Genomic DNA, 26,450 nt, shown 5'->3' with positions numbered 1-26,450 from the left:
CTTTATCCTCCCCGAGAAGGTCTGTTTTTTTTATTCAAAAATAAAGCCCCGTATTTACGGGGCTTTATTTTATCTACCTAGCGATACCAATCACGCTATCTTCCTAGGCTGTCGTATTAATATTTTGCCCCAAATGTTCAGGCAAGCTGGCAGCCGGCGGAGATGGTAAGGCTTGCAACAAAGCCAGAGCATTGGCTGAACTAATATCCATCGTTTTTTTCAATACAGTCGTACTCACCTCCTGCTGCAAGCGCGTGGCTGCAAGATCAGTGGCAACGCTGGCAATAGCAGTTACATCCATAGACACGGTTCCAATTCATAACAATCAATACACTTTATTAACGGCAACATAGACAATAAATAAAGGTATACCCTTGGATAGGACAACATAATCAATGGACAAAAAAAACGCCCCCGAAGGAGCGTTGTCGACTGTCCGTCCAGTCAAAACCTAAACTGATTATTCTTTGCCAATCTGGTAGAACTCTTGGTTAGCTTCTACGATTTTGCCAGTGGTAGCATCCACTTCAACCTTGAATTCCTTGCCATCTTTGGTCTTGATATCAAACTCATAGGATGCTGCGCCATCTGGTTCGATTTCATATTCTACTTCTACAATTTCACCGGGATAAGCGGCCAATGCTGTCTTACGTGCATCTGCCTCGCTCACCTTTTGTTTGGCCTTGAATAATGGATGATCGGCAGAATCAACTTCTTGCTCTACTTCCACTACCTTACCAGTGTTTGCATCACATTCTACATCCCAAGCATTGCCATCACTCGTCTCAATGTCAAATTCGTACATGGGAGTCTTACCTTCCAGCTTGTATTCAACCTTAACTACATTGCCAGATTTAGCTTTAAGCGCAGCTTGCAAACAAGTTTCCAAGCTTACCTTACCCTTGGGGAAATGATGGTCTGCCAATGCAAAACCACTGGATAAGACTAAAGCCAATGTACTGATACCAACTACGATTTTTGTCATTATTGATCTCCATTATAGTGATGAATGGTGGCAATTATAGCTGAACAAACAAAAATCGGGAAAAAATCCCATAATACATAAGGATAAACACACAATTTACACCTTGCATTTTCCCGTCAATACCATTTCAGTCATATGTTGTGCATCCACTGGATGACTGAACAAATAGCCTTGCACCATGTCGCTACCCTGCTCAAGCAGGAACTGCAACTGCGCCTTGGTTTCCACCCCTTCTGCAACCACCTCAAGCTTCAAGCTATGCGCCATCTGGATGGTGGCAGTGGTAATCGCCACATCATCGGCATCACGTGGAATATCGCGGATAAAGCTACGATCAATCTTGAGTCGGCTGACTGGAAAGCGCTTAAGATACGCCATGGAAGAATAACCCGTACCAAAGTCGTCGATCGCCAGGTGCACGCCCATGGATTTTAAGTCTGCCAAGCGAGTAATCGTCGTCTCCGCATCTTCCATGAGTACCGTTTCAGTAATTTCCAACTCAAGCAGACTACTGTCCATGCCAGTTTGCTCAATAATCTTGGTGACTGTATTCACCAGAGACTCCTGACGAAACTGGCGACCAGAAAGGTTGACACTCATGCGTAGAGTAGCTCCCAGGCTCTTCCACTCCATTGCCTGCTTGCAAGCTTCTTCCAGCGCCCATTCGCCAATACGCACAATTAGACCAGTTTCCTCGGCCACAGGAATAAAGCTGCTAGGATGCAACATGCCGCGCTGAGGATGATGCCAGCGTATCAAAGCCTCTACACCCACTAGTGTTTGATCTGGCAAGCTATACTGTGGTTGATAGTAAAGCTCGAATTGCCTCTCTTCCAAAGCAACGCGCATTTCTGTTTCGAGAATCAAGCGTGTTGAGCTTTTGTGATGCATTTCTGCCGAGAACATCTGGAAATTATTCTTGCCGCGGCTCTTGGCGTAGTACATCGCAGCATCAGCATCGCGTAGCAAATGGGCAGCATCTTCTCCATCATATGGGTAGAGACTGGCGCCAATACTGACACCGATATAGAAATTCCGGTCATTCAGTATGATAGGTTGCGCCAATGTACGGATAAACCGGTTGGCAACAGCATCAACATTCTCAACATCTGCCGGCTGGTCAAGGATCATGGCAAACTCATCGCCACCCACGCGATAAACCGTGTCTTTACCTCCAGCAGCAGATACCAGGCGCTGGGCTACAAGATGCAAAAGCTTGTCCCCCACATCGTGCCCCAAAGTATCGTTAATCACCTTGAAATCATCCAGGTCGAATACCAGCAAAGCAAGTACCGTATTGCGCTGGCGGGCATTTTCCAGCAGTGAATGAAAACGTCCATTGAAAGCATGCCGATTTGGCAGATCAGTCACCGTGTCATAATTGGCCAGAAAACCTGCTCGCTCCTCGGCCTTCAGCATCGCCCGTTGCAATCGACTCAACAGCAACGCGGCAGCGAACAAGGTCACCAGCATGACCGTGACAGTAGTGCCGATATACCAAAGTAATTGGCGATACAAGCCTTTCATATTGGATCGCATGTACAGCATTCCCACTTGCATGTCACCATAGATGACGGGTTGCCATATTTCGCTTTTGTGCAAGTCAGTCTGGTGTTGTGCTTGCGTCTTGATCCGTACCTTAGGCGCGTGAGGCAAGCTTCCACGTCTGGCATACTCAGCAAACTGGTTTTTGTGCATGTCATACAACACAGCGGCATCTATTTCGGGAGCATCCGCCAAACTGGCTAATACCTCATTGGCTTCCACGCGTTCACCGTGCAGCAATGATCGCGCAAGATTACTTGCCATGATGTGCATCTGAACCTGCATGGTATTCGTCATGTTATGACGAAGCGATGCATACTCCATGCTGATCAAGGTCACAGTAGCCACCAACAGGGCAAGGCCAACGGCAATAATGTGCGCCATCCTTAATCTGGGCGGCACAGAGTGGTGATGTTGAGGAAGCATGAATAACTACGATAGTGAATAGTGAAGCGGGCAGATTGATACTGGATTATCGGGGCGCAACAATTAACGCCTACATGAAAACAGCATGAAGGAAAGATAGCATCATGATTTCAACACTAAAAATTACACGGCAACAGGTGCCTTGATTGCAGGATGAGACTGGTAATTTTCCAGCGTGAAATCCTCGAAACGGAACCCGAAAATATCCTGCACATCAGGGTTGATTTTCATGGCAGGCAAAGGATAAGGCTCGCGTGACAATTGCTCTTTCACCTGGTCAAGGTGATTAAGATAGATATGCGCATCGCCCAGCGTGTGTACGAAATCACCTAACTTAAGTCCGCATACTTGCGCCACCATCATGGTGAGCAAGGCATAAGAGGCAATATTGAAGGGCACACCAAGGAAGATGTCAGCACTACGCTGGTAAAGCTGACAGGAAAGCCTGCCATCTGCCACGTAGAACTGGAAGAAAGCATGGCAAGGTGGTAGCTTCATCTTGTCGACATCCGCGACATTCCAGGCGGAGACGATCAGGCGACGTGAATCAGGATTACGCTTGATGGCATTAACCACCTCACTAATCTGGTCAATATGCGTGCCATCAGGCTTGGGCCAGTTGCGCCATTGATAGCCATAGACGGGGCCAAGATTGCCTTGTTCATCGGCCCACTCATCCCAGATGGTCACGCCATTTTCCTTGAGGTAGGCAATGTTAGTGCTGCCTTGCAAAAACCACAACAACTCATGAATGATGGACTTCAGGTGCACTTTCTTGGTGGTGAGCAGCGGAAAGCCCTCGGCCAAGTCAAAACGCATCTGGTAGCCAAACACTGACAAGGTACCGGTGCCAGTCCGGTCTTCCTTCTTGTGGCCGTGCTCCAGTACGTGGCGCATCAAGTCGTGATAGACCTTCATGGATTCTCCCCGGGGCTAGATGTGGTCAACAATAAATTGCTTGATGGCTGCAGCATCCGCATCCATCACTTCAAAGCGTTGAGGCAAAGCTTCCAGGCCTTCAAGGCTTTGCGGGCGCTCAGGTTTTTGGCCAAGCGCTTCGACAATGGCATCCTCGAACTTGGCTGGTAGTGCGGTTTCCAGCACCAGCATGGGAATACCTGCTTCGCGATGCTCCAAGGCCACCTTGAGGCCATCCGCCGTATGCGTATCAATAGTCACCTGATAGCGCTCTTGGGTCGCCCGGATAGTCTGCATGCGATGCGCATGGTTGCTACTGCCTGAGACAAAACCATAATCAGCTGCCTTGGCAAACCAGCCGCCTTCATTAAGGTCGAAACTGCCGCCTGCATCTACCTTGCTCCATAGCTCGCGCACTTTAGCGGCATCCCGCCCAACCAAGTCGAACACGAAACGCTCGAAATTAGAGGCCTTGGAAATGTCCATTGACGGGCTGGAAGTATGGTAGGTATTGGCAGAGCCGCGCGGACGGTAAACACCGGTCTTGAAGAATTCATCCAGTACGTCGTTCTCATTGGTCGCTACCACCAGCTTGGCGATAGGCAGACCCATCATGCGTGCAATATGCCCAGCACAGACATTGCCAAAATTCCCTGACGGCACAGCAAAGCTGACCCTCTGAGCATTGTCGGCGGTCACGGCAAAATAACCCTTGAAGTAATACACCACCTGGGCCGCCACGCGTGCCCAGTTGATGGAATTCACTGCGCCTATCTTGTTGTTGGCCTTGAAGGCATGGTCGTTGGAAACGGCCTTGACGATGTCTTGGCAGTCGTCGAACACGCCCTTAACCGCGATGTTGAAGATATTGTCGTCCTGCAGGCTGAACATCTGCGCAGTCTGGAAACGGCTCATTTTCTGGTGCGGAGAGAGCATGAATACCTTGACGCCCTGCTTACCGCGCATGGCGTATTCGGCGGCAGAACCGGTATCGCCGGAGGTTGCCCCCAGGATATTGGTGGTCTCACCCTTCTGCGCCAGCACATATTCGAACAAATTGCCCAGCAGTTGCATGGCCATGTCCTTGAACGCCAGGGTCGGGCCATTGGACAGGGAAAGCAGGTACAGGTCATCTTCCAGCTTGAGAATAGGCGTGATGTCCTCGGCATCCTGGCCGGGACGCGCATAAGCATAGACATCGGCGCGATAGGTCTTGTCGACGATGCTGCGCAGGTCTGCGGCAGGAATATCATCCACCAGGCGAGAAAGAATGGTGAATGCCAGGTCGCGGTAATTCATGCCGCGCATGGCGCTCAAGTCTTCAGCGCTGAATTGCGGATATTGCTCGGGCAAATACAGGCCGCCGTCCGGCGCCAGGCCGCCGAGCAGGATTTCAGAGAATGTCAGTGCAGGCGATTGCCCGCGGGTGGAAATGTATTTCATTGCAACTGATGCAGGAGGCGCTACGCCTGCCTGCAATCCTTTCCTCAAATTATCGGCTTAGTTCTTCCATGCGCAAACGGGTCACCTTGCCGGAAATGGCAGGCAATGCCTCGATGGCGGCAATGGCATCATCGATGTTTTTCTCGACCGTGACGTGGGTGAGAATGATGATGTCGGCCTGGTCTTCGCCTTCTTGCGGCTCTTTCTGGATCATGGCATCGATGGAGATTTCACGATCACCGAGGATGCGGGTCACGTCGGCAAGCACGCCGGGCTTGTCCAGTGCGCGCAGGCGCAGGTAATAAGCGCTGCTGACCTCGCTGATAGGCAGGATGGGCAGGTCTACCAGGCGATCGGGCTGGAAAGCCAGGTGCGGCACGCGCTGGTGCGCATCCACGGTGTGCGTACGCGTGACATCAACCAGGTCGGCCACCACGGCACTCGCGGTTGGCTCGGCACCGGCACCGGCGCCATAATACAAGGTAGGGCCAACGGCATCACCCTTGACCAGCACAGCATTCATTGCACCATTCACATTGGCAATCAAGCGCTTTTCCGGGATCAGGGTTGGGTGTACACGCAACTCCACACCCTTGTCGGTTCGCTTGGTAATACCAAGCAGCTTGACGCGGTAACCCAACTCTTCAGCGTAACGGATATCTACGGCATCCAGCTTCGTGATGCCCTCGACATAAGCCTTGTCGAATTGCACCGGAATACCAAAGCCAATGGAGGCGAGGATCATGAGCTTGTGCGCAGCATCAATGCCTTCGACATCGAAAGTCGGGTCTGCCTCGGCATAGCCCAGGCGTTGGGCTTCCTTGAGCACATCAGCAAAAGCCAAGCCCTTTTCACGCATTTCCGAGAGGATGAAGTTAGTCGTGCCATTGATGATGCCGGCAATCCACTCAATGCGATTGGCGGCTAGGCCTTCGCGCACGGCCTTGATGATGGGAATACCGCCAGCCACGGCAGCTTCAAAGGCAACAATGACGCCTTTTTTCTGCGCAGCGGCAAAAATTTCGTTGCCATGCAGGGCAATCAAGGCCTTGTTGGCTGTCACCACGTGCTTGCCATTCTCAATGGCCTTTAGCACCAGCTCACGCGCCACGGTGTAGCCACCGATCAGTTCAACAACAATATCAATCGCAGGATCAGAAACGATGGCAAAAGCATCGTCGGTGACATCAATTTTTCCACCAGTCACCTGGCGCGCCAGCTCCAGATCACGATCTGCAACACGGGTAATAGCGATTGGGCGTCCAGCACGGCGTGCGATTTCTTCCTGGTTACGGGTTAAAACAGTATAGGTACCGCCACCGACAGTACCGATGCCGAGCAGGCCAACATTGATGGGTTTCATTCAGTTTCCAGTTTGTTGCTTTTCAATCTTATAGATCAGCCACATCATGCAGTTGCATTGTGTGGCTTTGCTTGTAATTCTTTTGCAGCTTTGCCATCTACCACCGTGAGCGTGCTGTGCTGCTTGCGATAATTTTCCAGGAAGCGGGCAATCCGGGTGAATGCCTCGGTGAGATCATCCACATTCGGCAGGAACACCACGCGGAAATGGTCAGGCGCATGCCAGTTGAAGCCAGAGCCCTGTACTAGCAAGACTTTTTCCTCCAGCAATAAATCCAGGATGAACTGCTGGTCGTCTTCAATTGGGTATATCTTGGGGTCAAGGCGCGGGAACAAGTAAAGGCCAGCCTTGGGCTTGACGCAGCTAACCCCGGGAATATCTGTCAACATCTTGTAGGCAAGATCGCGCTGCTTGCACAAGCGCCCAGTTGGTGCCACCAAGTCATTGATGCTCTGGTAGCCACCCAGTGCGGTCTGGATAGCCAATTGCCCAGGCACGTTGGCACAAAGACGCATCGAGGCCAGCATATTCAGGCCCTCGATGTAATCCTTGGCATGGCGTTTTTCGCCCGAGATCACCAACCAGCCAGCACGATACCCGCAGGTACGGTAATTCTTGGACAAGCCATTAAAGGTAATAAACAACACGTCATCGGCCAGCGATGCCACGGAGGTATGCGTATTACCATCGAACAGCACCTTGTCGTAAATTTCGTCAGCGAAAATCACCAGGCCGTGGTGGCGCGCAATCTCGATAATGCCTTCCAGGGTTTCTTTGGGGTACAAGGCGCCGGTGGGGTTGTTCGGGTTGATCAGCACAATACCGCGGGTATTGGCAGTGATCTTGTTTTCGATATCCTTGAGATCAGGCAGCCAGCCAGTCTGCTCATCGCACACATAATGGCGCGCTGTACCACCGGCTAAGTTCACGGCAGCCGTCCATAATGGATAATCCGGCATCGGCACCAATACCTGGTCGCCATTGTTCAGCAAAGCCTGCATGGCCATGACGATAAGTTCGGAAACACCATTACCGATGATGATGTCATCAATGGTTACACCCTGAATATTCTTTTGCTGGGTGTAGTGCATGATCGCCTTGCGTGCAGCGAACAAGCCCTTGGAATCGGTATAGCCAGAAGCAGAGTCCATGTTACGGATCACGTCCTGCAGGATTTCCTCTGGTGCAGCAAAACCGAAAGGCGCAGGGTTACCGATATTGAGCTTGATAATGCGGTGACCATCCTCCTCCATTGCACGCGCTCGATCCAGCACCGGGCCACGGATGTCGTAGCACACGTTATTGAGCTTGCTGGACTTGGAGATTTCTTGCATGGTAACCCGTAGATGTCGGTTGGGGAAAATGTGCTATCTTACATTGAGTTGGCATGCAATTGAAGCGCCACTCCTCAAAAGACTCCATTGATTATTCGATATATCCGCTGATGAAATTACACCTTACCCAGGCTGCAGGCAGCCACCTGATTACCGGTTACGGCGATGGCTGGGTGGAAGTCAACCACCATCGCCATGAACATAGCCTGATTGTCTTACCTGGGTACATCAACCCGGATTGGGCTATTGAGAGCTTCGATCACCTGCAAGCTGCCCATTTTCAGGAACTACTGGCGCTCAAGCCCGAGTTAATCCTGCTCGGCACTGGTAACAAGCATCGCTTCCTGCACCCCTCCATCAGTCGCGACTTGATTACAGCAGGCATCAGCGTGGAGTGCATGACCACGGAAGCTGCCTGCCGCACCTACAATATTCTGATGGCAGAAAGTCGCCAGGTGGCAGCCGCCTTGATTGTTTGATAAAACACAGGCACAGCAATACATTTCACCAATCTGATACTATTAATTAATTAATATCTGAATCTGTTATAAAACTATCCACTTCCGCACAATTCTGCATAGCATCATTCAATCAGGAATTGCCATGCAAGCAGAAGCCACCCTCGTCCGTGCCACCCCAGCACGCAAAGTCATTCCCATCGTGCCTTACTCGGTTAAGGGACGATACCGCAATATCAAGTCCATCATCCTCAATCTCGCTTTTGGCGTGTATTTTTTCCTGCCCTGGTTACCCTGGCCCAATCAAGTCGGGCAAGCCCTGTTGTTTGATATTGGCAGTGCGCGCTTTTACTTGTTCGACCTAGTGCTTTACCCACAGGATTTGATGGTGCTCGTGGGCATCATGGTCATAGCTGCCAGCTTGCTATTCGTCTCGGCTGCCATGTTTGGGCGGATTTTCTGTGGTTTTTTCTGCTTCCAGACCTTATGGACGGATGCTTTCCGCTTCATCGAAAAATGGATACAGGGAGAAGCCCAGGCCAGGAAGCGCCTACAACAAGCCCCATGGAGCATGAAAAAAATTGCCTTGATCGGTAGCACCCACGCTCTTTGGCTGGGGTTGTCATTCGCCACGGCTATCACTTTCACACTGTATTTTGCCGAGGCAGGCACGCTTTTAAGGCAGGTATTTGCCGGGGAAGCAGCGATTGCAGCCTATGTCACGATTTCCGTCCTCACTGCTACTACTTATGTCGCCGCCGGGTTCGCGCGTGAAGACATCTGCTTTGTGGCCTGTCCTTATGGCAAATTCCAGGGCGTGATGCAGGATCCTTCCACCGTCACCGTCATGTATGACCAGGCACGTGGCGAAGGCCAGCAAGGTCGTCAAGCACCCACCGCCAAGCTCAAGACGGTGGAAACGCGTCGTGAGCAAGGCTTTGGCGATTGTATAGACTGCAATTATTGCGTAAACGTCTGCCCAACCGGCGTTGACATCCGCAAAGGGTTCCAGATTGGTTGCATCTCCTGTGGCTTGTGCGTGGATGCCTGCAACAACATCATGGATAGCCTCAAGCTGCCACACGGCTTGATCCGCTTTGACCGCGACGAGCATCTCCAGAAACCAGAGGAGCGCCAGCAACGATGGTCGCAAGCAAAGCGCGTGGGCTATGCCTCCTTGCTGATCGCCAGCATAGCCTTTACCTGGCATGCCATCAGCACACTCAGCCCTTTCACCGCTATCGTGCAGCAACAAAGGCAACCCTTGGTGACTCAGCTTGCCGATGGCAGTTTGCGCAACCGTTATGAATTACGCATCAGCAACAAATCTGCCGGCGCAGAAACCTATGCCATCCAGGTGCACGGACTACCCGCAGACAGCTTCAAGGGTAGTCAGGAAATTACCATCCCGGCAGGCAAGTCTTACGCCAGCAACTTCAGCGTATCCCTATCACCAGCCGTGGCTGCCAGCACTTCCAGTTTCATTGTGAGCGTCACGCCACGAACACAAACTGATGCAGCAGAGAACCTCATGGCTAATTTCTTTGCAAAATGAGCCTGTCTGTTACAAAGATGGCGGCTAAGTACAAAAAGCTAGCCGCCTAAAGCCACTTTGTGCAGCTTGGTAGGCGCTGCCTCGGCGAACGTGTGTAGCAAGCGAGCAATGCGTGCGACGATGTCATCAATCTGCGCTTCACTGCACACCAGTGGGGGCAGCAAGCGAATAGTACGTTCACGCGTCACAGTGATCAGCAGGCGCTCTTGTACCAGGGCTTTCCACACTAGTGCCTGGCAAGGCCTATCTAGCTCTATACCCAGCATCAAGCCCTGTCCACGAATCGCCCGCACGTCAGGATGATGGCGTAGCGCCTGTTGCAAACCGGCTAGCAGCCTGGCTCCCAGCGTTGCCGCACGTTGAGGTAGTTGATCGCGGATCATGATATCCAATACCGTATACGCCACCCGGCAAGCTAGGGGGTTGCCGCCAAACGTAGAACCGTGCTGGCCGGGCGAGAACAAGTCGGCAGCCATGCCGCGTGCCAGGCACGCGCCAATCGGGAAGCCATTGCCCAATGCTTTGGCCAGCGTTATCACGTCAGGCACGATGCATGCATGCTGATGCCCAAACCAAGCACCAGTACGCCCCATGCCAGCCTGGATTTCATCCATCATCAACAAGCACTCATGCTCATCGCATACTGCACGTAACTCTTGCAAATACTCAACACTGGCAGGGCGTATGCCGCCTTCGCCCTGCACTGGCTCTATCAATATCGCCACGATGTCGGGTACGGTATCCAGCATCTGGCATACCGCGTGAATGTCGTTATAAGGCACGCGAATAAACCCTGGCATCAAGGGCTCAAAACCACGTTGCTTGGCCGGGTTGCCAGTGGCAGAAAGCGTGGCCAGAGTACGACCATGAAAGCCATTTTCCATGACCAGTATTTTCGGCACGCTTATCCCTTGACGCTGACCATGCAATCTTGCCAATTTAAGGGCTGCTTCATTGGCCTCTGCCCCCGAATTGCAGAAAAAAACCTGTTGCATGCCAGTCAATGCGCACAAGCGCTCTCCCAGCCTTTCCTGCCAGTCGATGCGAAAGATGTTGGAGGTGTGCAGCAGCATTCTGGCCTGCTCAGCAATCACGGCAGCGATCTCCGGATGGGCATGCCCCAAGCTAGTCACAGCCACCCCGGCCATGGCATCCAGGTATTCCACGCCTTGCTCATCCCATAGCCTAGCCCCACTACCCCGCACAAAAGAAACCGGTTGGCGGGCATAAGCTGCCATCAAGTGGGAGTTGATATGTTCCATCATGGTGTCATCCTCAAAAAAAGTTTACTGGTCATTCACTGGCCAATAATGAGAGTCGGGAGTCGTGCGAGCGCCAAAGAGAGCCTGGCCGATGCGCACAATGGTCGCGCCCTCTTCAATAGCGATCTCGAAATCGCCAGACATACCCATGGATAACTCGTGCAGGTGTATCCCAAGTGGTGCGTTCTGTAGCAGCTCATCACGCAGGCTACGCAGTCGCTTAAAGCAATGGCGCACTCGCTCGGTATCGCTGGAAAACAAGGCTAGCGTCATCAATCCCCGCACGCGCAATGCAGTGAACGATGGCAAGACCTGGAGAAAATCGGCGACCTCCTCAGGTGCCAGGCCATATTTATTGGCTTCGCTCGATGTGTTGACCTGCACAAGCACATCCAGTGAGCGCCCTTCAATTTGCAGATGACGATCCAGCACCTCGGCCAGGTGCAGACTATCCAGCGCCTGGAACTCTGAGGCAAAGCGCGCCACCAGCCTGGCCTTGTTACTTTGCAGATGTCCGATGACAGACCAGCGTAAATCTGCCAAATCCTGCATGGCAGTCCATTTGTGAAGAGCTTCCTGCACCTTGTTCTCACCCAACATGCGGCAACCAGCAGCATAGGCCACTCGGAGGCTGGCCTCGGGCTTGGTCTTGCTCACCGGCAGCAGCCTGACTGTTGCCGGGTCGCGCCCAGCACCGTGACAAGCAGCCTCAATCCGCGCCTGCACCGCAGCTAGCTTGTACTGAAAGTCCGTGAGTGTCGTGTCCAGTGGGTAGAGGCCATGTTGCTCATGAGCAGTAGAGGGGTAGATCGGCATGGGCATCACTTCACTAACTTGTTGGCAGGGATCGGCACCATCGCTGCGTTGACAACCTGCTGTGGTAGCCTGCCATGCAGCGCCGTATATGCCACAAGCCCAATCGCCAGCCCCCAAAAAGCACCACCGATGCCTAGCAAGGTAATGTTGGCTGCCGAGGCAATGAAGGTGATCAGTGCCGCCTCCCTGGTCCTGGCATCCGCCATGGCAGTAGCCAGGCTACCAGCGATGGTACCCAGCAGCGCCAAGCCTGCCAGCGTCGTGATGAATGTGGCAGGGAATGCCATGAACACCGCCGCCAATGTCACGCCGAACACCCCAACCAGGATGTAACAGATACCAGCCACAATGCCTGCTATCCAGCGCTTGGCGGGGTCTTCATGGGCCTCCCTGCCTGTGCAGATCGCTGCCGTGATGGCGGCAATATTAAAAGCATGCGAACCAAATGGTGCCATTAGCAATGACCCCAGCCCAGTGACGGTCAAGATCGGATTGGCGCTGGTCTTGAAACCGTCATTGCGCAGTACCAGCATCCCCGGCATATATTGCCCGGTCAAAGTAATCAGGAACAAAGGCAAGGCCACGCTCAACAAGGCATTGAGCGAAAATACCGGTGCAGTGAACACCGGGCTGGCGACACGTAAGGCCATCCCAGAAAGGTCAATCCGCCCCGCCACCAGCAAGAATGCCAAGCCCAGCAACAAGATGCCCACCACGGCATATCGTGCGCTGGCTCGCTTGAATACCACGTAGGCAATGATCAACAGGCCCGCTAGCATTGGGTCGACACTCATGCCGCCAAATGCCTTGATGCCGAATTGCAGCAGGATGCCCGCCAACAACGCTGCGGCCACGCAAGCGGGGATGAGCCGGATTACGCGCTCAAACCAGCCTGAGATGCCAAGAATGACAAAAACTGCCGCTGACACGAGATAAGCCCCTACAGCCTCCGCATGGGAAGTGGTCGCCAGTGCGGTCACAAGAAATGCCGCAGCAGGTGTCGACCAAGCAGTAATGATAGGCTCGCGATAAACCCAACTTAATATGAGCCCTGTCACCCCGACGCCAATCGACACCGACCACACCCATGAAGCCGTCAGCTCGGGGCTAAGCCCCGCCACTTTGGCAGCCTGAAACACCAGGATAAACGTACCGCCATAATTGACAATGACCGAAATCAGGCCAGCAACCAGGGGATGAATAAAGTCACGCCAGTGAAACGAAGATAATGAAGTTGAATTGGCAGATGACATGATCTGTATATGGCTCCTCAGATAAGGTGATTGACACGATGGGACAACCAATTTATACCTGATGATTGGACTGACATTACCAGCCAATTTTTCGAAGAGATACAGACCAATTGTTTAAGCATGCCCAACTAGAATCTGTCAAAGCCTGGATCAACAACCCTGTCCACGGCACCCTGCCCCTGTATGCCCGTATTCAAAGGGCAATCCGCCAACTCATCCTTGACGGCACGCTAAAAGCAGGTAAGCCACTCCCGGCCACACGGGCACTTGCCAAGTCGCTGGAGGTATCACGCGACACGGTAGAAACAGCCTATAGCCAGCTACATGCGGAAGGCTTTATACAGCGGCATGTAGGCAAGGGCAGCCTGGTTTCAGAACAGGTGCATCAGCTTGCAGGAAAAAAACCATTACGACGTCCCTCACCTAACAAGGTCGCGCACCATCTCAGCCAGCGTGGCACAGCCATGCTGCAAGGCGGTGGCGTACGTGATTTTCTGGCACCACGCGCGTTTGCCCCGGGGGTGCCAGAAACCCGTAGCTTTCCACTTGCGACCTGGGAGCGACTTGAACGCCAGGTGTTGAAGGAACACGGCACCCATGTCCTGCTGCACAGCCCGCCACAAGGCATGGCAGCATTACGGCAAGCGATCAGCGGCTACGTCAACCTGGAGCGTGGCGCCCACGCCACACCAGAACGGGTACTGGTATTAACCAGCTCGCAACAGGCGCTGGCTTTATGCGCCAACGTCTTACTTGATGCCGACGACCATATTTTTATTGAGGACCCGGTATATCACGGGGCACGCAAGGCGTTTGAAGCCGCCGGACTGACATGCCTGCCCGTGCCGCTGGATCATGATGGCATGCAGATAGAGCGCCTGTATCAAGCCCCGCAAATGGCTAAAGCCGTCTTCCTGACACCATCGCACCAATTCCCCACCGGCTCTACGCTAGCGCTGGAGCGACGCTTGGCAGTCATTGAGTGGGCACGCCTGCATCAAGCCTGGATTATCGAAGATGATTACGACAGCGAATTTCACTACGCAGGCAAGCCCAAGGCCTGCGTGCAAGGCCTGGATGCGCATGACAGGACCATCTATATCGGTACCTTCACCAAGTCGCTGTTCCCCGGCCTACGCATTGGCTATATGGTGTTGCCTGCCGAACTCATCCCTGCCATGACGGTGGCACGTACCCTCATGGATGGCCATAGCGCACCAATTCCACAACTGACACTCGCCCGCTTCATTGAGGGCGGGCATTTTGGGGCCCATGTGCGCACCATGCGCGCTGTCTATGCCGAGCGACGGAATGTGTTGGCAGCGCTGGTCAGGCAATATCTCGCTGATTTCCTGGAACCCAAAGTACCAGATGGTGGCATGCAGATGCCCTGCCTGCTCAATTGCGACATCCCCGAGCACGATGCCATTGAAGCTGCACGCCAGGCAGGCATAGATCTACTGGGCCTGACGGCACTGCATGCCTCAAAACATGATCAAACAGGATTTCTCATGGGATTTGCGGCGCACTCTCCCCACGAGCTGGAAGTCGCAGTCAAGAAGCTCGCCGATGTATTGCGTGAGCTGAAAAAATCACGCACCACGGGCATCAAACGCGCCCAGTAGTCTATTCCCAATGCGAATTGCGGACAAAAAAAAGCCCGGCGAGGAAGGTGCCGGGCCAAAAGGACTCAGACATTACTCAGTGGAGATGAGCCAGAATGAGTCGAGGAGATGATGTGTCAGCACATCAATAAAAACACCTTATAGGCTGAAGACATTCATGGCACCACCACCGGGTGCGGCATTCCAGTCTTTCAGCTCCTTGTAACCACCAGCAGCGCCCAAGCCCGCAGTCTCTTCTTCCAGGCCCAGGTTCATGGCAACGCCGGCCCAGCCACCAATGCCAGATAGCACGCCAACATATTGCTTGCCCTTATGGGTATAAGTGATCGCATTGCCGACCACGCCAGAACCTACTTGTGCTCTCCATAGCTCCTTGCCGGTCTTGGCATCCAGCGCCTTGAACCAGCGATCCAGCGTGCCGTAGAACACCAGGTCTGAACCGGTTGCCAACGCGCCGCCCCAAGCAGAGAATTTTTCCTTGTTGTACCAGGCAGCCTTACCCTTGAGGCCATCCCAGGCCATAAAGCCGCCCATCACACCATCTGGCCCGGCGAACATGGTCAAGGTTGCCCCTACCCACGGCTGGCCTGCGATGTACTTGGACTCGGTAGGCTCATAGGTCATGCACACGTGATTAAGCGGCACATAGAACAGCTTGGTACGTGGAGAGAATGCAGCAGGTTGCTCGTCCTTCACGCCCAATGCAGATGGACAAATACCCTTCGCGTTGTAGTCCTGGTGAGTGGAGTACTTAGGGTCTTTCTGCGGAATGCCGGTCTTGAGGTCAATTGATTTTGCCCAATTGACGAACGGATGCATTTTCTCGGCTACCAGCAAGGTGCCGTTGGTGCGGTCAAACGTATAGCCAAAGCCATTGCGGTCAAAATGGGTGGCGAGCTTCTTGCCGTTGGCTTCCCAAAGGATGCTTTCGTTCATGCCGTCGTAATCCCACTCGTCATGTGGCGTCATCTGGTAGCCCCAGCGTGCCTCACCCGTATCCACGTCACGCGCAAAAATAGTCATGGACCACTTGTTGTCGCCGGGGCGCACGTCTGGATTCCAGGTACCAGGGTTGCCGGTGCCGTAATACATCAGGTTGAGGGAAGGGTCATAGGAGTACCAGCCCCAGGTCGGGCCGCCGCCATGCTCCCAGCCATTCTTGACAGCCTGCGGCTTGAGCCAAGTCTTGATACCCAGATCTTTTTCCGGGAATTTGAGCTTTTCCTTGGGTAGCGCATTGAAGGAACCACCCTCCTTGTTGCCACCATTCACATCTTCATATAAAGACAAAGCGCTGTAGTGCGGATTGTCCTTGTTGAAATCCTTGCCAATCAAGGCATCAGCATCAGAGCCAGTGCTATAGGCACGCCATACCAGGCTGCCGTCCTTGATGTTGTAGGCAGAGATGTAGCAACGCACACCATATTCACCGCCAGAACAGCCTGTCACCACTTTATCCTTGATAACATGCGGCGCGTTGGTAGTGGAAGCACCGGATTTGGTATCGACTACGGCCACATCCCATATCTTCTTGCCAGTCTTGGCGTCCAGCGCAACCAGGATGCCGTCATTCTGTTGCAGGAAAATCTTGCCATCGCCAAAACCCAGGCCACGGTTGACGTTGTCGCAGCACAGCAAGGCTTGTACGGATGGATCCTGCTTGGGGAAGTAAGACCAGAGAATTTTCTGGTTGTTATTCAGGTCAAGCGCATACACATTGTTAGGGAATGCAGTGTGGATATACATCACCCCATTGATCACCAGTGGTGCGCCTTCATGGCCACGGTTTACACCAGTGGCAAACGTCCAGGCGTACTTCAGGTTTTTCACATTGCTCTTGTTGATCTGCGACAGGCCACTATAGCCGGTGTTTGCATAATCCTTGCGTGGATGCGCCCACTGGCCATCGTCCTTCATCAGGTTTTCCATGTCGGTTGCCATTGCCGGGATTGCTGCAAGACCCAGCAAACCGACGCCAACTGCCATCGCTATCTTTCTAGCCTTCATGCCATTCTCCATAGTCTATATTCACGAATTATTTTGTTATGTCGTTTAGTGACCCGGGATTTTTTCCCGGCAATTCACTATGGCAAGGCGTGTGCCAACCAGCTGAAAAAAACAGGAATACTTGGCAAGAACCAGGCTGGACGTGGTCTGGAAGACATCAATATTTTTCTGCATAGCATCAACAAACTCAGATATTCACATCAGAGTTGTGTCATGAATGAACAGGTGCTACATTGGCTGACACACTAGTTCAATCCCATACAATCAGGTACTTAACTCATGCAAAATCCTGCTCATGATTATTCGCAGCTACTCCATGCAAGGAACGAATTCCTTGCACGCGGTGTCGTGGAAAATGGTGGCGTTTCCGAGGAGATCGAGCGCTCGTGGCGCAGGTGCGTGGAAAATGGCATGGAGGTTGGTGCTCAAGTACGCACCGAGATACTGACCCGTCAGGAGCTGCTGGTAAAACAGGAAGCCAACCAGTTACTGCTCTCGCAGGCCAGGCCAGAAATGGAAAGCCTGAACGAGCAGATCAGCCATACACGTAGTGTGATCGTGCTGACCGATGCACAAGGTTTTATCCTGCATAGCCAGGGCAATAGTGAGTTTCTTGATGATGCACAGCGTGTGGCCTTGATTCCTGGCTCATCATGGCAAGAGAGCTTGCGCGGCACCAATGCGATTGGCACGGCATTGATAGAGCGCTCCGCCATGACGGTGCAAGGTGCAGAGCACTTTCTTGAGCGTAACCAAGTGCTGGCCTGCTCTGCCGTGCCCATTCTCAGTGCACGCAATCAGGTCATGGGGACGCTGGATGTCTCAACGGACGCCAGCATGTCACAACAACATACCTTGGCCCTGGTACGCATGTCGGCCCAGATGATTGAGAACCGCTTGTTTACAGCTAGCCACGAAGGTGCTTATTCCTTGCACTTTCACGCACGCCCAGAATTCATCGGTACCCTGTGGGAAGGTATCGCGATTTTCGATGAACAGCACCGCCTGGTGGCATTAAACCGTAGTGGCCAATTTCAACTCGGCATGGTGCTGGATGACATCGACAATCTCACCTTTAGCGACTTATTCGCCGCCAGGCCAGAGACTCTCATGCAAGCGCAACAGGCTGCAAAATCATTGATCACGCCGCTCTATACGGCGCGTGAAGCCAGGCTATATGCCCGTGTCGAGTTACGCCAACCCGTGGCCTTGCAGACCACTGAAGGCAATACTATTAGCATCAGCAAGCGTTGCCCTGCCAGCCTCAACATGCTGAATACTGGCGATCCACGCATTGCCCGGGCGATTAGCCAAGTAGAACTGGTCATCAATCAAGATATACCCATCCTCATTGAGGGAGAAACCGGTGCAGGCAAGGAGTTGTTCGCACGCGCCATTCACGAAGCCAGCGATTGCAGTCAAGGCCCCTGGGTAGCCGTCAATTGCGCAGCGCTACCCGAAGGCTTGATCGAATCTGAGCTGTTCGGCTACGAAGAAGGCGCCTTCACCGGCGCTCGCCGCAAGGGCAGCCCCGGCAAGCTGGAACAAGCCGACGGCGGCACGCTGTTCCTAGATGAAATCGGTGATATGCCACTAGCCTTGCAGGCCCGTCTATTGCGGGTATTACAGGAACGCAGTGTGACGCCCCTGGGAAGCACCAAATCAAAGCCAGTCAACTTTGCCCTGGTAAGCGCAACCAACCAGAAATTGCGGGAAAAGGTGGAGAGTGGTGAATTCCGCCGTGATCTCTACTACCGTCTCAATGGCCTCACGATTACCCTGCCCGCACTACGGCAACGTCAAGATTTGCAGGCCTTGGTAGATACTATCCTGCAAACTGAAAATGCCACGGGTAAGGTGATTGATGCCGACGTCATGGACTTGTTCAAGGCGCATCCATGGCCTGGCAACATGCGTCAGCTACATAATGTATTGCGCACTGCCTTGGCACTCTCAGGTAAAGCGCCTATCTCCATGATGCACCTGACACAGGACTTCTTCGAGGATATGGACAATAGTGGCGCAGATGATAACGACTTATCGCTTAACAGCCTGACTGCAGAAGCGATCAAAGCCGCCATGCAAGCTCATCGTGGCAACATTTCGGCGGTAGCCCGCCAGCTAGGCATCAGCCGCAATACACTGTACCGACGCATGCATGCCATGAACATGCTGTAGGCTAGCCTCATATCAGCGCGATGAATGCTCCAGCAAAGCCAACTCCGCTTCGCTAAATCCGGCCGCCCGGCGTGCCGGAAAGTTGAATGGGCCTCGCAGCTTGGGGGCTTCGTATTGCGTGGTTAACTTCGCGTAAGTGGATATAGGCTCCAAGCCTCGTTCTTCGCACAACCAGCCATACCAATAGTTGCCAATCGCAACATGGCCGATCTCGTCGCGCAGCAAAATATCCAGAATGGCTGCCGCCTTCAGGTCTCCCGCCTGCGCCAACTTGGCCCGCAACGGTGGTGAAGCATCCAGTCCGCGTGCTTCCAATGTGCGTGGCACCAGTGCCATGCGCGCCAGCACGTCATCACTGGTTTTTGCCACCATTTCCCATAAGCTGTCATGACCAGTGAAATCACCATACTGATAGCCCAGGCTTTGCAGGTGCGCTTGCAACATGCTGAAATGCAGTGCCTCCTCAGCCGCAATCTTTAACCAATCTGCATAATACTGCTCCGGCATGTCGACAAACCGCCAGATGGCATCAAGCGCCAAGTTGATAGCATTAAACTCGATATGCGCCAGCGCGTGAATCAAGACAGCCCTGCCCTCGGCAGTGCGCATTGAACGCCGCTCTAGCAATAAAGGGGAAACTAGCTCAGGCTTATCTGGGCGCCCCGGTATCGCATGCTCGACCTCAAGGTCAGGCTGTGGATCAACACGAGTGGCACCTTCCTGCCAAGCTTCATATAAACGCTGAACCGCTTGTGCTTTAGTATCAGGGTCGCACTGGCACAGCATCTGCAGTGCCGCCTGCCGTAACTCCACCCTCACTTGCTGGGCGCTGCTTGTCATTGCTTGCAAAGTCATGCGCGCATTTTAACTGCGCCTTCTGCATTCACCAATGTGCGTACGCATTTACATTTTTTTACAAAATCCTTAATACCGCGCTCAATTTGCAGTAATATGAATATACTCAAAATAAAATCGGGGAGTAAATCATGGGGAATCAACAATTTCCTGGGGTTTATGTCGAGGAAATACCGCGCATGCCTAGCATCACGCCCGCGGTGACTTGCCGACCTCTATTCATCGGCTATACCGCAAAAGCGACAGACTCGAACGGGCGTGGCCTCAGCAGCGGGGAGCGCATATTAATTACTTCGCTAGCTGAATTTGAACGAAGCTTTGGCCAGGGTGGACGCCAAATCCTGCGCGTCATGCTAGATGTGCACGGCCAGATCGTGACCCGTGAAGTCTATAGTCCCTTCTATCTCCATGCCTGCATGCAGCAATACTTTGCCAATGGTGGCGGCCCGTGCGAAATCCTTTCACTGGGGGCTTTTCCAGATACTCCAGATGAAGCTGCTTTTTCCAACGCCATTGGGCAACTACCAGCGTCTCCTTCATTCACCATGGTGGCCATGCCTGATGCAGTATCCTTGCCAGCATTGCCGCAGTTGCAACAACAACTACTCGCGTATTGCCAACAACAAACGAATTGCCTGGCAATACTGGATATCCCCTATTGCAACCACACTACGCTGACGACAACCGTCGATGATTTCCGCCAACAAATTGGTGGCCGTTACCTGCGTTATGGCGCAGCTTTCCTGCCTTGGCTAGAGGTGATCAATCCCAGTATACAAAGCATGGCGCACTTGGAAATCAAGTACACGCCTGGCGTTGCCAATGCATGGAGTCAATATCACAAGGCGACCAAACTGCAATCTTCACTGCTGCGCAAGCGCTTGCAAGAGTCGCCTGGCAATATCCACCGAATGATCCCACCCAGTGGCACCATCATGGGCTTGTTCCAAGCAAATGCCAGGAACAGGGGAATCTGGAACACACCAACCTCAGCCGACATCCAGGGGATACGCTCCTTAAGCGCCAGCATTAATGATCAGCAGCAAGAGACTCTGAATATAGACCCCAAAACCGGCAAATCCATCAATACCATCCGTCGCTTCACTGGAGTAGGCATACGACTCTGGGGTGGTCGTACATTAGCAGGCAACGATAGCGAGTCACGTTACATATCAGTCACACTCACTACCGGCTTCATCAAAGCGTCGCTGGAGCAATATTTATCAGCACAAGGTTTTGCATCCAATGACACCAATGTATGGGCTGCGATCAGACAAAGCGTTGAAACCTTCCTGCACACCTTATGGCTTAACGGTGCATTACAGGGTGATAAACCAGAGCAGGCATTTTTTGTGCGGCTTGGCCTTGACCAAACCATGACAGCTGCCGATATCGCTGCCGGGCGCATCATCATTGAGGTTGGGGTTGCATTAGTCAGGCCAGCAGAGTTCACCATCTTGAAACTCCAGCACCAGCTTGCCACTGACCAGCCGCTCCCCTTTCAAGCTGCGGATAATGTCGTGTTTCAGGTACGCAAAAAGAAAGTCCGCGCCCAGACAAGCCCCATCAATGTGGCGATCAACCCCATTTTACCTACAACAGCTAGCAAGCCACGTTCACTGGAATCCTCCTAATGTGCGGTCATGCGCAGTTGCAGCTCTTGATTGCAGGCAAGACGTTAACCAACCTGCATGCCTTGTTAATTGAGCAGCGGCTCAACACCGTGCCGTTTGCATCCGTGCAATTAGCTTTTAGCGCGCTAGAACAACTCGATGAAGAAGGTGACATCTTGCTCCCCGGTCAGCCCATAGCAATCAAGGCCGATGAGCACATTTTATTTTCAGGAACCATCACCACCCACAATATCAATCTTTCCCTGACAGGATGCATTGTCACCCTGAATTGCCAATGCCTCGTTGGATTAACAACACTGCCACGTAGCCGCATCTTCCAGGATATGTCTGATCGTGATATTGCGGCGGAGCTACTGCATGGACATGATGTGCAGATTCATTTCACCGGCCCTGCGCTCCATCACAAGTGTGTTATCCAACATCAGCTGACCAACTGGGATTTCTTGTTACAACGCTTGCGTGCGATTGGGGTGGTGGCTCGCTGTACCGGACAAACACTCGACATCATGACACCTGCATTAACACCCGATGCAGGGTTTCTGCTGGCACGCCAAGACCTCATCAGCCTGGATATCACGGTAGATGGTAGTCAACAGGTTGCAGGCCTACATCTTTCTGCATGGGATCCTAATGATCAAGCATTAGCAGTTGCAGAAGCTGAAGCCATTGATTTCACTGTCAATGAGCGCTTGGTAGCCACCCGATTGGCAACTACTCAACCACCAGACATCCCCACCACACCCGTCGCGGGAGAATACGACTCCCCGGAACTGCAGTATCTTGCCAATGCCAAGCTCGTGCGATCACGGTTGGCCATGGTACAAGGCAGGATCACGGCACTAGGCCTACATCTCGCACAACCCGGCCAAACACTGCTGCTACAACAATATGGCGATCATGTCTCGGGGCAGTACTACATTAGCGGGGTTAAATTTGAGTTAACGCCAGGCGCGGCTCTACAAACACATTTCGACATAGGTCTGCCTTCAGAAGCAAAGAAGCAAGTACCAGCAGCTGATTCGCTTACGTCCAGCTTGTTCGTTGGCAAGGTCATGGATGTGAATCATGATCCAGATGGGGCCTCTAGAATCAAGGTTCATTGCCCCTTGATTGACCCGGCTGGGCATGGCATCTGGGCAAGACTGGCTACCTTGCAGGCCGGGAATGGATCAGGCACGATGTTTCACCCAGCAGAAGGTAGTGAGGTCATACTGGGCTTAACCAGCGCCAACCCTCGCGATGTCGTGATTCTTGGCGCTTGCCATAGTAGTGCCATCACGGCACCATGGGAAAAGGCAACGCTACATGGCTATCGTAGCCCCAATGGATTAGCAATATCTCTGGATGATGACAAACAGGAAATCCGCATCAGTACAGATGACGGCACGCTGCTGCACCTAAGCCAAGATGCCAATGCCACACTACAATTGGCAGATCAGTATCAGAACAAGATACAGCTCTCCAAGCATGGCATACGCCTCGAAAGCCCCAGCATCAATATCAGTACAGACGACTTCACACTAGAAGCCAGGTCAGCCATTGATATCAAGGGAAGTAATGTCCGCATGGAAAGCACTGGACAAGGTGAAATTCACAGTGCAGGCCACCTGACCCTGCGAGGAGCCATTGTCTCAATCAATTAACGTGGCACTCCACTCATCAAGAACAGGAACCACATCATGAAACCAGCCGCACGTGTAGGTGATCTTTTTTTATTGTCCCCAACAATGCATCAAATCAGCGCGGGAATACCCACAGTACTCATCAACGGCATGCCAGCCGCAGTCATGAGCATGAGTGGCATCTGGCACGGATCGACAACAGTCTACATAGGTGGTCTGCCTGCCGCACGCTTGGGAGACCCCATAATGAGCAGCCATATCCTTACAGGCGCATCCAATGTACTCATCGGCGACTAGCCCACATCCTCCTGCAAGAGAATAGCTAGCCTGGCTTGCAACACTAAGTTTTCCAGCACCAGCCGGGTAACCGTGGCAGCCATTACAAGTTGGCTATCTTCCGTAGAGTTTCCCGCCTGTATCTGTTGCATCATCTCTGCCACATCCAGGCATGCCAATTGGCGCAAATCATCTTCGTCAAACGGTAAACCGGAAAAATCAATTGGATCTTCCCGCTCTACCTCCAATAACAATTGCATCAAGGCCTGTGCATTCATGTGGTTAAGTATAGAACCAGCTCGCCTTGGCTACCAGTCCTCCTTCAGGCTTGCAGTGTCAGGCCCGACTGTTATCATGAAGACCCCTCTCAAGGAGAATGTCCATGTCGCAACTCGCCACGAACAATATCCTGAATGAACACGAACTAGCTCAACTGCAGGCCTACTGGCGCGCAGCGAACTACCTCTCGGTAGGCCAGATTTACCTTTACGCGAATCCCCTGCTCAAAACGCCTCTGTTGCCAGAACACATCAAGCCACGTCTACTGGGCCATTGGGGTACTACACCTGGCCTCAATTTTGTTTATGTTCATGCCAATCGCGTCATCCGTGCGCATGACCTGAACATGATTTACATCACAGGCCCAGGCCATGGTGGCCCGGCCATCGTTGCCAACACCTACCTGGAAGGTAGCTATACCGAGCTTTACCCGGAAATCACCGAGGACGAGGCCGGTATGCTCAAGCTGTTCAAGCAGTTCTCTTTCCCAGGTGGCATTCCCAGCCATGCCTCGGCGCAGACCCCAGGCTCGATCAACGAGGGAGGCGAGCTAGGCTATTGCCTGCTGCACGCCTTCGGCGCTGTATTCGACAACCCGGACCTGATCGCCTGCTGCGTGGTCGGCGACGGCGAAGCGGAAACCGGCCCGCTGGCCACCTCTTGGCACGGCAACAAATTCCTCAATCCCAAGACCGACGGCGTGGTATTGCCCATCCTGCACCTCAACGGCTACAAGATCGCCAATCCCACCATCCTTTCTCGCATCAGCGATGAGGAGCTGCAGAAACTGTTCGAAGGCTATGGCTACAAGCCATATTTCGTCGAGGGCAGCGACCCGGACTTCATGCACCAGCGCATGGCAAGCGTCATGGACCAAGTCATCGGGGAAATTCAGCAGATCAAGCGCGAAGCCGGCCTGAAACGCGAAGTCAGCCGCCCGCGCTGGCCCATGATCATCCTGCGCTCACCCAAGGGCTGGACTGGGCCTGCGGAAGTGGACGGCAAGCCGAATACCGGCACCTTCCATGCGCATCAGGTGCCGTTCGGCGAATTGGACAAGCCCGAGCATATCAAGCTGTTGCAAGACTGGATGCAATCCTACGGGCCGCACGAACTGTTTGACGACCAAGGCAGGCTCAAGGAAGAACTGCGCACGCTCGCGCCCAAGGGCGAACGTCGCATGGGTGCCAACCCACATGCCAACGGCGGCCTGCTGCTCAAGCCGCTGGAACTGCCTGATTTCCGCAAGTTCGCCTATGCCGTGACCCAGCCGGGCGAACGCCAGGCCAGCACAACGGGCGAACTCGGCAAATACCTGGCCGAGGTATGGCGGCTCAATCAGCACAACTTCCGCGTATTTAGCCCGGATGAAAACAACTCCAACCGCCTGCAGGCATTGTTCGAAGTTACCAAGCGGCAATGGATGGCGGAGCGTCTAGAAGGCGACGAGAACCTCGCGCCGCATGGTGGCGTGATGGAGATACTCTCCGAACATAGCTGCGAAGGCTGGCTGGAAGGCTACTTGCTCACCGGCCGTCATGGCTTCTTTTCCTGCTATGAGGCATTCATCCATATCATCGACTCGATGTTCAACCAGCATGCCAAGTGGCTCAAGGAATGCGGACATATCCCCTGGCGCAAGCCGATCGCCTCGCTCAACATCCTGCTGAGCTCGCATGTCTGGCGCCAGGACCATAACGGCTTCTCGCACCAGGACCCAGGCTTCATCGACCATGCCGCCAACAAGAAGTCGGACATCATCCGCATCTACCTGCCCGCCGACGCCAACACCCTGATCGCGGTCACCGACCACTGCCTGCAAAGCCGCAACCTCATCAACGTCATCGTCGCGGGCAAGCAGCCGCAAGGACAATGGCTAGACATGCCAGCCGCGATCGAACATGCGCGCCGCGGCGCCAGCATCTGGGATTGGGCCGGTAACTGCGCCGCAGACGAGGAGCCCGACCTGGTGATCGCCAGCGCAGGCGACGTGCCGGTGATGGAGTCGCTCGCTGCCGTCATGCTGCTGCGCGAGCACGTGCCTGAACTCAAGATACGCTACGTCAACGTGGTTGACCTCATGGCCCTGGTGCCTCACGAAGTGCATTCGCACGGCCTCACCGATGAGGCCTTCGACGAACTGTTCACGCAGGACAAGCCGGTGATCTTCGCCTTCCACGGCTACCCCGGACTGATCCACCGGCTTGCCTACAAACGCCACAACCATGCCAACTTCCACGTGCACGGCTTTCTGGAGGAAGGCACAACCACCACTCCATTCGACATGACAGTACTCAACCGTCTGGATCGCTACAGTTTGGTCAAGAACACCTTGCGCTGGCTGCCTCATGTCGAGAACGCCGCTGTGCTTAATGCGCTCATGGATGAAAAACTCGCACAACATAAGCAATACATCTGGCAGCACGGTGAAGACATGCCTGAGATCAGGGAGTGGAAATGGCAGCCTACAGATGCTTGATCTACAGGGCTAACCAATGACTGAAAACAGTCTGACTAACACCACACACATCCTGAAAAATAAATAATAACCAATATCATTTACTGATAAAATCCGCTGGCCTGGCATCAGGCCAGCTCATTTTTCAGGGAAATGAT

21 protein-coding genes are annotated in these 26,450 nt (G+C 53.3%); 8 read left to right on the top strand and 13 right to left on the bottom strand.

Going from position 1 to position 26,450, the window contains the following annotated elements; translation table 11 throughout:
* Positions 1–103: 103 nt before the first annotated feature.
* The 7 genes from LG202_RS02415 to LG202_RS02385 all read right to left on the bottom strand — a co-directional run bounded on the left by LG202_RS02415 (position 104) and on the right by LG202_RS02385 (position 8,014).
* Positions 104–301: a YjfB family protein gene (locus LG202_RS02415; protein WP_230346827.1), complete on the bottom strand. Its 198-nt coding sequence runs from the start codon at positions 299–301 to the stop codon at positions 104–106.
* Positions 302–460: 159 nt separating this feature from the next.
* On the bottom strand, positions 461–985 hold the full coding sequence (locus LG202_RS02410) for a PepSY domain-containing protein (RefSeq protein WP_230346826.1): 525 nt from the start codon (positions 983–985) through the stop codon (positions 461–463).
* A 96-nt stretch (positions 986–1,081) separates the two neighbouring features.
* Positions 1,082–2,914 (bottom strand): putative bifunctional diguanylate cyclase/phosphodiesterase, encoded by a 1,833-nt coding sequence (locus LG202_RS02405; RefSeq protein WP_230346825.1) that lies wholly within the window; start codon positions 2,912–2,914, stop codon positions 1,082–1,084.
* 165 nt (positions 2,915–3,079) lie between these two features.
* A complete protein-coding gene (locus LG202_RS02400; RefSeq protein ID WP_230346824.1) occupies positions 3,080–3,874 on the bottom strand; it encodes a thymidylate synthase in 795 nt (264 codons plus the stop codon).
* Positions 3,875–3,889: 15 nt separating this feature from the next.
* A complete protein-coding gene (thrC, locus tag LG202_RS02395) occupies positions 3,890–5,317 on the bottom strand; it encodes a threonine synthase (protein ID WP_230346823.1) in 1,428 nt (475 codons plus the stop codon).
* A 49-nt stretch (positions 5,318–5,366) separates the two neighbouring features.
* Entirely contained in the window at positions 5,367–6,680 is a 1,314-nt protein-coding gene (locus LG202_RS02390) for a homoserine dehydrogenase (protein ID WP_230346822.1), read from the bottom strand.
* 44 nt (positions 6,681–6,724) lie between these two features.
* On the bottom strand, positions 6,725–8,014 hold the full coding sequence (locus LG202_RS02385; protein ID WP_230346821.1) for a pyridoxal phosphate-dependent aminotransferase: 1,290 nt from the start codon (positions 8,012–8,014) through the stop codon (positions 6,725–6,727).
* A 53-nt stretch (positions 8,015–8,067) separates the two neighbouring features.
* Between LG202_RS02385 and LG202_RS02380 the strand changes: the two genes are divergently transcribed.
* Positions 8,068–8,493: an Mth938-like domain-containing protein gene (locus tag LG202_RS02380; RefSeq protein ID WP_459724314.1), complete on the top strand. Its 426-nt coding sequence runs from the start codon at positions 8,068–8,070 to the stop codon at positions 8,491–8,493.
* A 124-nt stretch (positions 8,494–8,617) separates the two neighbouring features.
* Positions 8,618–10,027, top strand: a complete 1,410-nt coding sequence (ccoG, locus tag LG202_RS02375; protein WP_230346820.1) for a cytochrome c oxidase accessory protein CcoG — start codon at positions 8,618–8,620, stop codon at positions 10,025–10,027.
* A 38-nt stretch (positions 10,028–10,065) separates the two neighbouring features.
* On the opposite strand, the gene LG202_RS02370 is transcribed toward ccoG, so the two are convergent.
* Genes LG202_RS02370 through LG202_RS02360 form a run of 3 tightly spaced genes read right to left on the bottom strand, consistent with a single transcriptional unit; the run spans position 10,066 to position 13,358 of the window.
* Entirely contained in the window at positions 10,066–11,292 is a 1,227-nt protein-coding gene (locus LG202_RS02370; protein WP_459724312.1) for an acetylornithine/succinylornithine family transaminase, read from the bottom strand.
* Positions 11,293–11,313: 21 nt separating this feature from the next.
* Entirely contained in the window at positions 11,314–12,105 is a 792-nt protein-coding gene (locus LG202_RS02365; protein WP_230346819.1) for a YggS family pyridoxal phosphate-dependent enzyme, read from the bottom strand.
* Positions 12,106–12,110: 5 nt separating this feature from the next.
* Positions 12,111–13,358: a benzoate/H(+) symporter BenE family transporter gene (locus LG202_RS02360; RefSeq protein WP_230346818.1), complete on the bottom strand. Its 1,248-nt coding sequence runs from the start codon at positions 13,356–13,358 to the stop codon at positions 12,111–12,113.
* A gap of 110 nt (positions 13,359–13,468) precedes the next feature.
* Here LG202_RS02360 and pdxR point away from each other — a divergent pair, with 110 nt between their 5' ends.
* Complete coding sequence (pdxR, locus tag LG202_RS02355; protein ID WP_230346817.1) at positions 13,469–14,983, top strand: MocR-like pyridoxine biosynthesis transcription factor PdxR; 1,515 nt, start codon at positions 13,469–13,471, stop codon at positions 14,981–14,983.
* Between the two features lie 138 nt (positions 14,984–15,121).
* On the opposite strand, the gene LG202_RS02350 is transcribed toward pdxR, so the two are convergent.
* Positions 15,122–16,990, bottom strand: coding sequence for a methanol/ethanol family PQQ-dependent dehydrogenase (locus tag LG202_RS02350; protein WP_268867555.1), 1,869 nt, complete (start codon positions 16,988–16,990; stop codon positions 15,122–15,124).
* Positions 16,991–17,269: 279 nt separating this feature from the next.
* Between LG202_RS02350 and LG202_RS02345 the strand changes: the two genes are divergently transcribed.
* Positions 17,270–19,168, top strand: coding sequence for a sigma-54-dependent Fis family transcriptional regulator (locus LG202_RS02345; protein ID WP_230346816.1), 1,899 nt, complete (start codon positions 17,270–17,272; stop codon positions 19,166–19,168).
* 12 nt (positions 19,169–19,180) lie between these two features.
* Here the strand turns inward: LG202_RS02345 and LG202_RS02340 are convergent, their stop codons facing one another.
* Entirely contained in the window at positions 19,181–20,023 is an 843-nt protein-coding gene (locus LG202_RS02340; RefSeq protein WP_230346815.1) for a ferritin-like domain-containing protein, read from the bottom strand.
* A 131-nt stretch (positions 20,024–20,154) separates the two neighbouring features.
* Between LG202_RS02340 and LG202_RS02335 the strand changes: the two genes are divergently transcribed.
* From LG202_RS02335 to LG202_RS02325, 3 genes are read left to right on the top strand one after another with little or no spacing between them, the layout of a single operon-like run.
* Positions 20,155–21,657: a phage tail sheath family protein gene (locus LG202_RS02335; protein ID WP_230346814.1), complete on the top strand. Its 1,503-nt coding sequence runs from the start codon at positions 20,155–20,157 to the stop codon at positions 21,655–21,657.
* The gene (locus tag LG202_RS02330; RefSeq protein WP_230346813.1) at positions 21,657–23,300 is read left to right on the top strand and encodes a phage baseplate assembly protein V; all 1,644 of its coding nucleotides are present in this window, start codon (positions 21,657–21,659) and stop codon (positions 23,298–23,300) included. Before LG202_RS02335 ends, LG202_RS02330 begins: the two co-directional genes overlap by 1 nt.
* Before the next feature lie 36 nt (positions 23,301–23,336).
* Positions 23,337–23,576: a PAAR domain-containing protein gene (locus LG202_RS02325; RefSeq protein WP_230346812.1), complete on the top strand. Its 240-nt coding sequence runs from the start codon at positions 23,337–23,339 to the stop codon at positions 23,574–23,576.
* Here LG202_RS02325 and LG202_RS02320 read toward each other — a convergent pair.
* A complete protein-coding gene (locus tag LG202_RS02320; protein ID WP_230346811.1) occupies positions 23,573–23,815 on the bottom strand; it encodes a hypothetical protein in 243 nt (80 codons plus the stop codon). The genes LG202_RS02325 and LG202_RS02320 overlap by 4 nt on opposite strands.
* Positions 23,816–23,937: 122 nt before the next feature.
* Between LG202_RS02320 and LG202_RS02315 the strand changes: the two genes are divergently transcribed.
* Positions 23,938–26,313: a phosphoketolase family protein gene (locus LG202_RS02315; protein ID WP_230346810.1), complete on the top strand. Its 2,376-nt coding sequence runs from the start codon at positions 23,938–23,940 to the stop codon at positions 26,311–26,313.
* The last annotated feature ends 137 nt before the right edge of the window (positions 26,314–26,450 follow it).

It is taken from the genome of Methylobacillus methanolivorans (assembly GCF_054588515.1).
The sequence above is the reverse complement of the archived record's forward strand: the minus strand, read 5'-3'. Positions and strand labels throughout refer to the sequence as shown.

Bases quoted from the DNA above. Each gene is read 5' to 3' on its own strand.
- LG202_RS02325 (WP_230346812.1), top strand. From the start codon at position 23,337: ATGAAACCAGCCGCACGTGTAGGTGATCTTTTTTTATTGTCCCCAACA.
- LG202_RS02370 (WP_459724312.1), bottom strand. From the start codon at position 11,292: ATGATGGAACATATCAACTCCCACTTGATGGCAGCTTATGCCCGCCAA.
- LG202_RS02345 (WP_230346816.1), top strand. From the start codon at position 17,270: ATGCAAAATCCTGCTCATGATTATTCGCAGCTACTCCATGCAAGGAAC.
- LG202_RS02410 (WP_230346826.1), bottom strand. From the start codon at position 985: ATGACAAAAATCGTAGTTGGTATCAGTACATTGGCTTTAGTCTTATCC.
- thrC (WP_230346823.1), bottom strand. From the start codon at position 5,317: ATGAAATACATTTCCACCCGCGGGCAATCGCCTGCACTGACATTCTCT.
- LG202_RS02400 (WP_230346824.1), bottom strand. From the start codon at position 3,874: ATGAAGGTCTATCACGACTTGATGCGCCACGTACTGGAGCACGGCCAC.
- LG202_RS02385 (WP_230346821.1), bottom strand. From the start codon at position 8,014: ATGCAAGAAATCTCCAAGTCCAGCAAGCTCAATAACGTGTGCTACGAC.
- LG202_RS02335 (WP_230346814.1), top strand. From the start codon at position 20,155: ATGGGGAATCAACAATTTCCTGGGGTTTATGTCGAGGAAATACCGCGC.
- LG202_RS02340 (WP_230346815.1), bottom strand. From the start codon at position 20,023: ATGACTTTGCAAGCAATGACAAGCAGCGCCCAGCAAGTGAGGGTGGAG.
- LG202_RS02315 (WP_230346810.1), top strand. From the start codon at position 23,938: ATGTCGCAACTCGCCACGAACAATATCCTGAATGAACACGAACTAGCT.
- ccoG (WP_230346820.1), top strand. From the start codon at position 8,618: ATGCAAGCAGAAGCCACCCTCGTCCGTGCCACCCCAGCACGCAAAGTC.
- LG202_RS02350 (WP_268867555.1), bottom strand. From the start codon at position 16,990: ATGAAGGCTAGAAAGATAGCGATGGCAGTTGGCGTCGGTTTGCTGGGT.
- LG202_RS02380 (WP_459724314.1), top strand. From the start codon at position 8,068: ATGCAATTGAAGCGCCACTCCTCAAAAGACTCCATTGATTATTCGATA.
- LG202_RS02330 (WP_230346813.1), top strand. From the start codon at position 21,657: ATGTGCGGTCATGCGCAGTTGCAGCTCTTGATTGCAGGCAAGACGTTA.
- LG202_RS02405 (WP_230346825.1), bottom strand. From the start codon at position 2,914: ATGGCGCACATTATTGCCGTTGGCCTTGCCCTGTTGGTGGCTACTGTG.
- LG202_RS02360 (WP_230346818.1), bottom strand. From the start codon at position 13,358: ATGTCATCTGCCAATTCAACTTCATTATCTTCGTTTCACTGGCGTGAC.
- LG202_RS02390 (WP_230346822.1), bottom strand. From the start codon at position 6,680: ATGAAACCCATCAATGTTGGCCTGCTCGGCATCGGTACTGTCGGTGGC.
- LG202_RS02365 (WP_230346819.1), bottom strand. From the start codon at position 12,105: ATGCCGATCTACCCCTCTACTGCTCATGAGCAACATGGCCTCTACCCA.
- LG202_RS02320 (WP_230346811.1), bottom strand. From the start codon at position 23,815: ATGCAATTGTTATTGGAGGTAGAGCGGGAAGATCCAATTGATTTTTCC.
- LG202_RS02415 (WP_230346827.1), bottom strand. From the start codon at position 301: ATGGATGTAACTGCTATTGCCAGCGTTGCCACTGATCTTGCAGCCACG.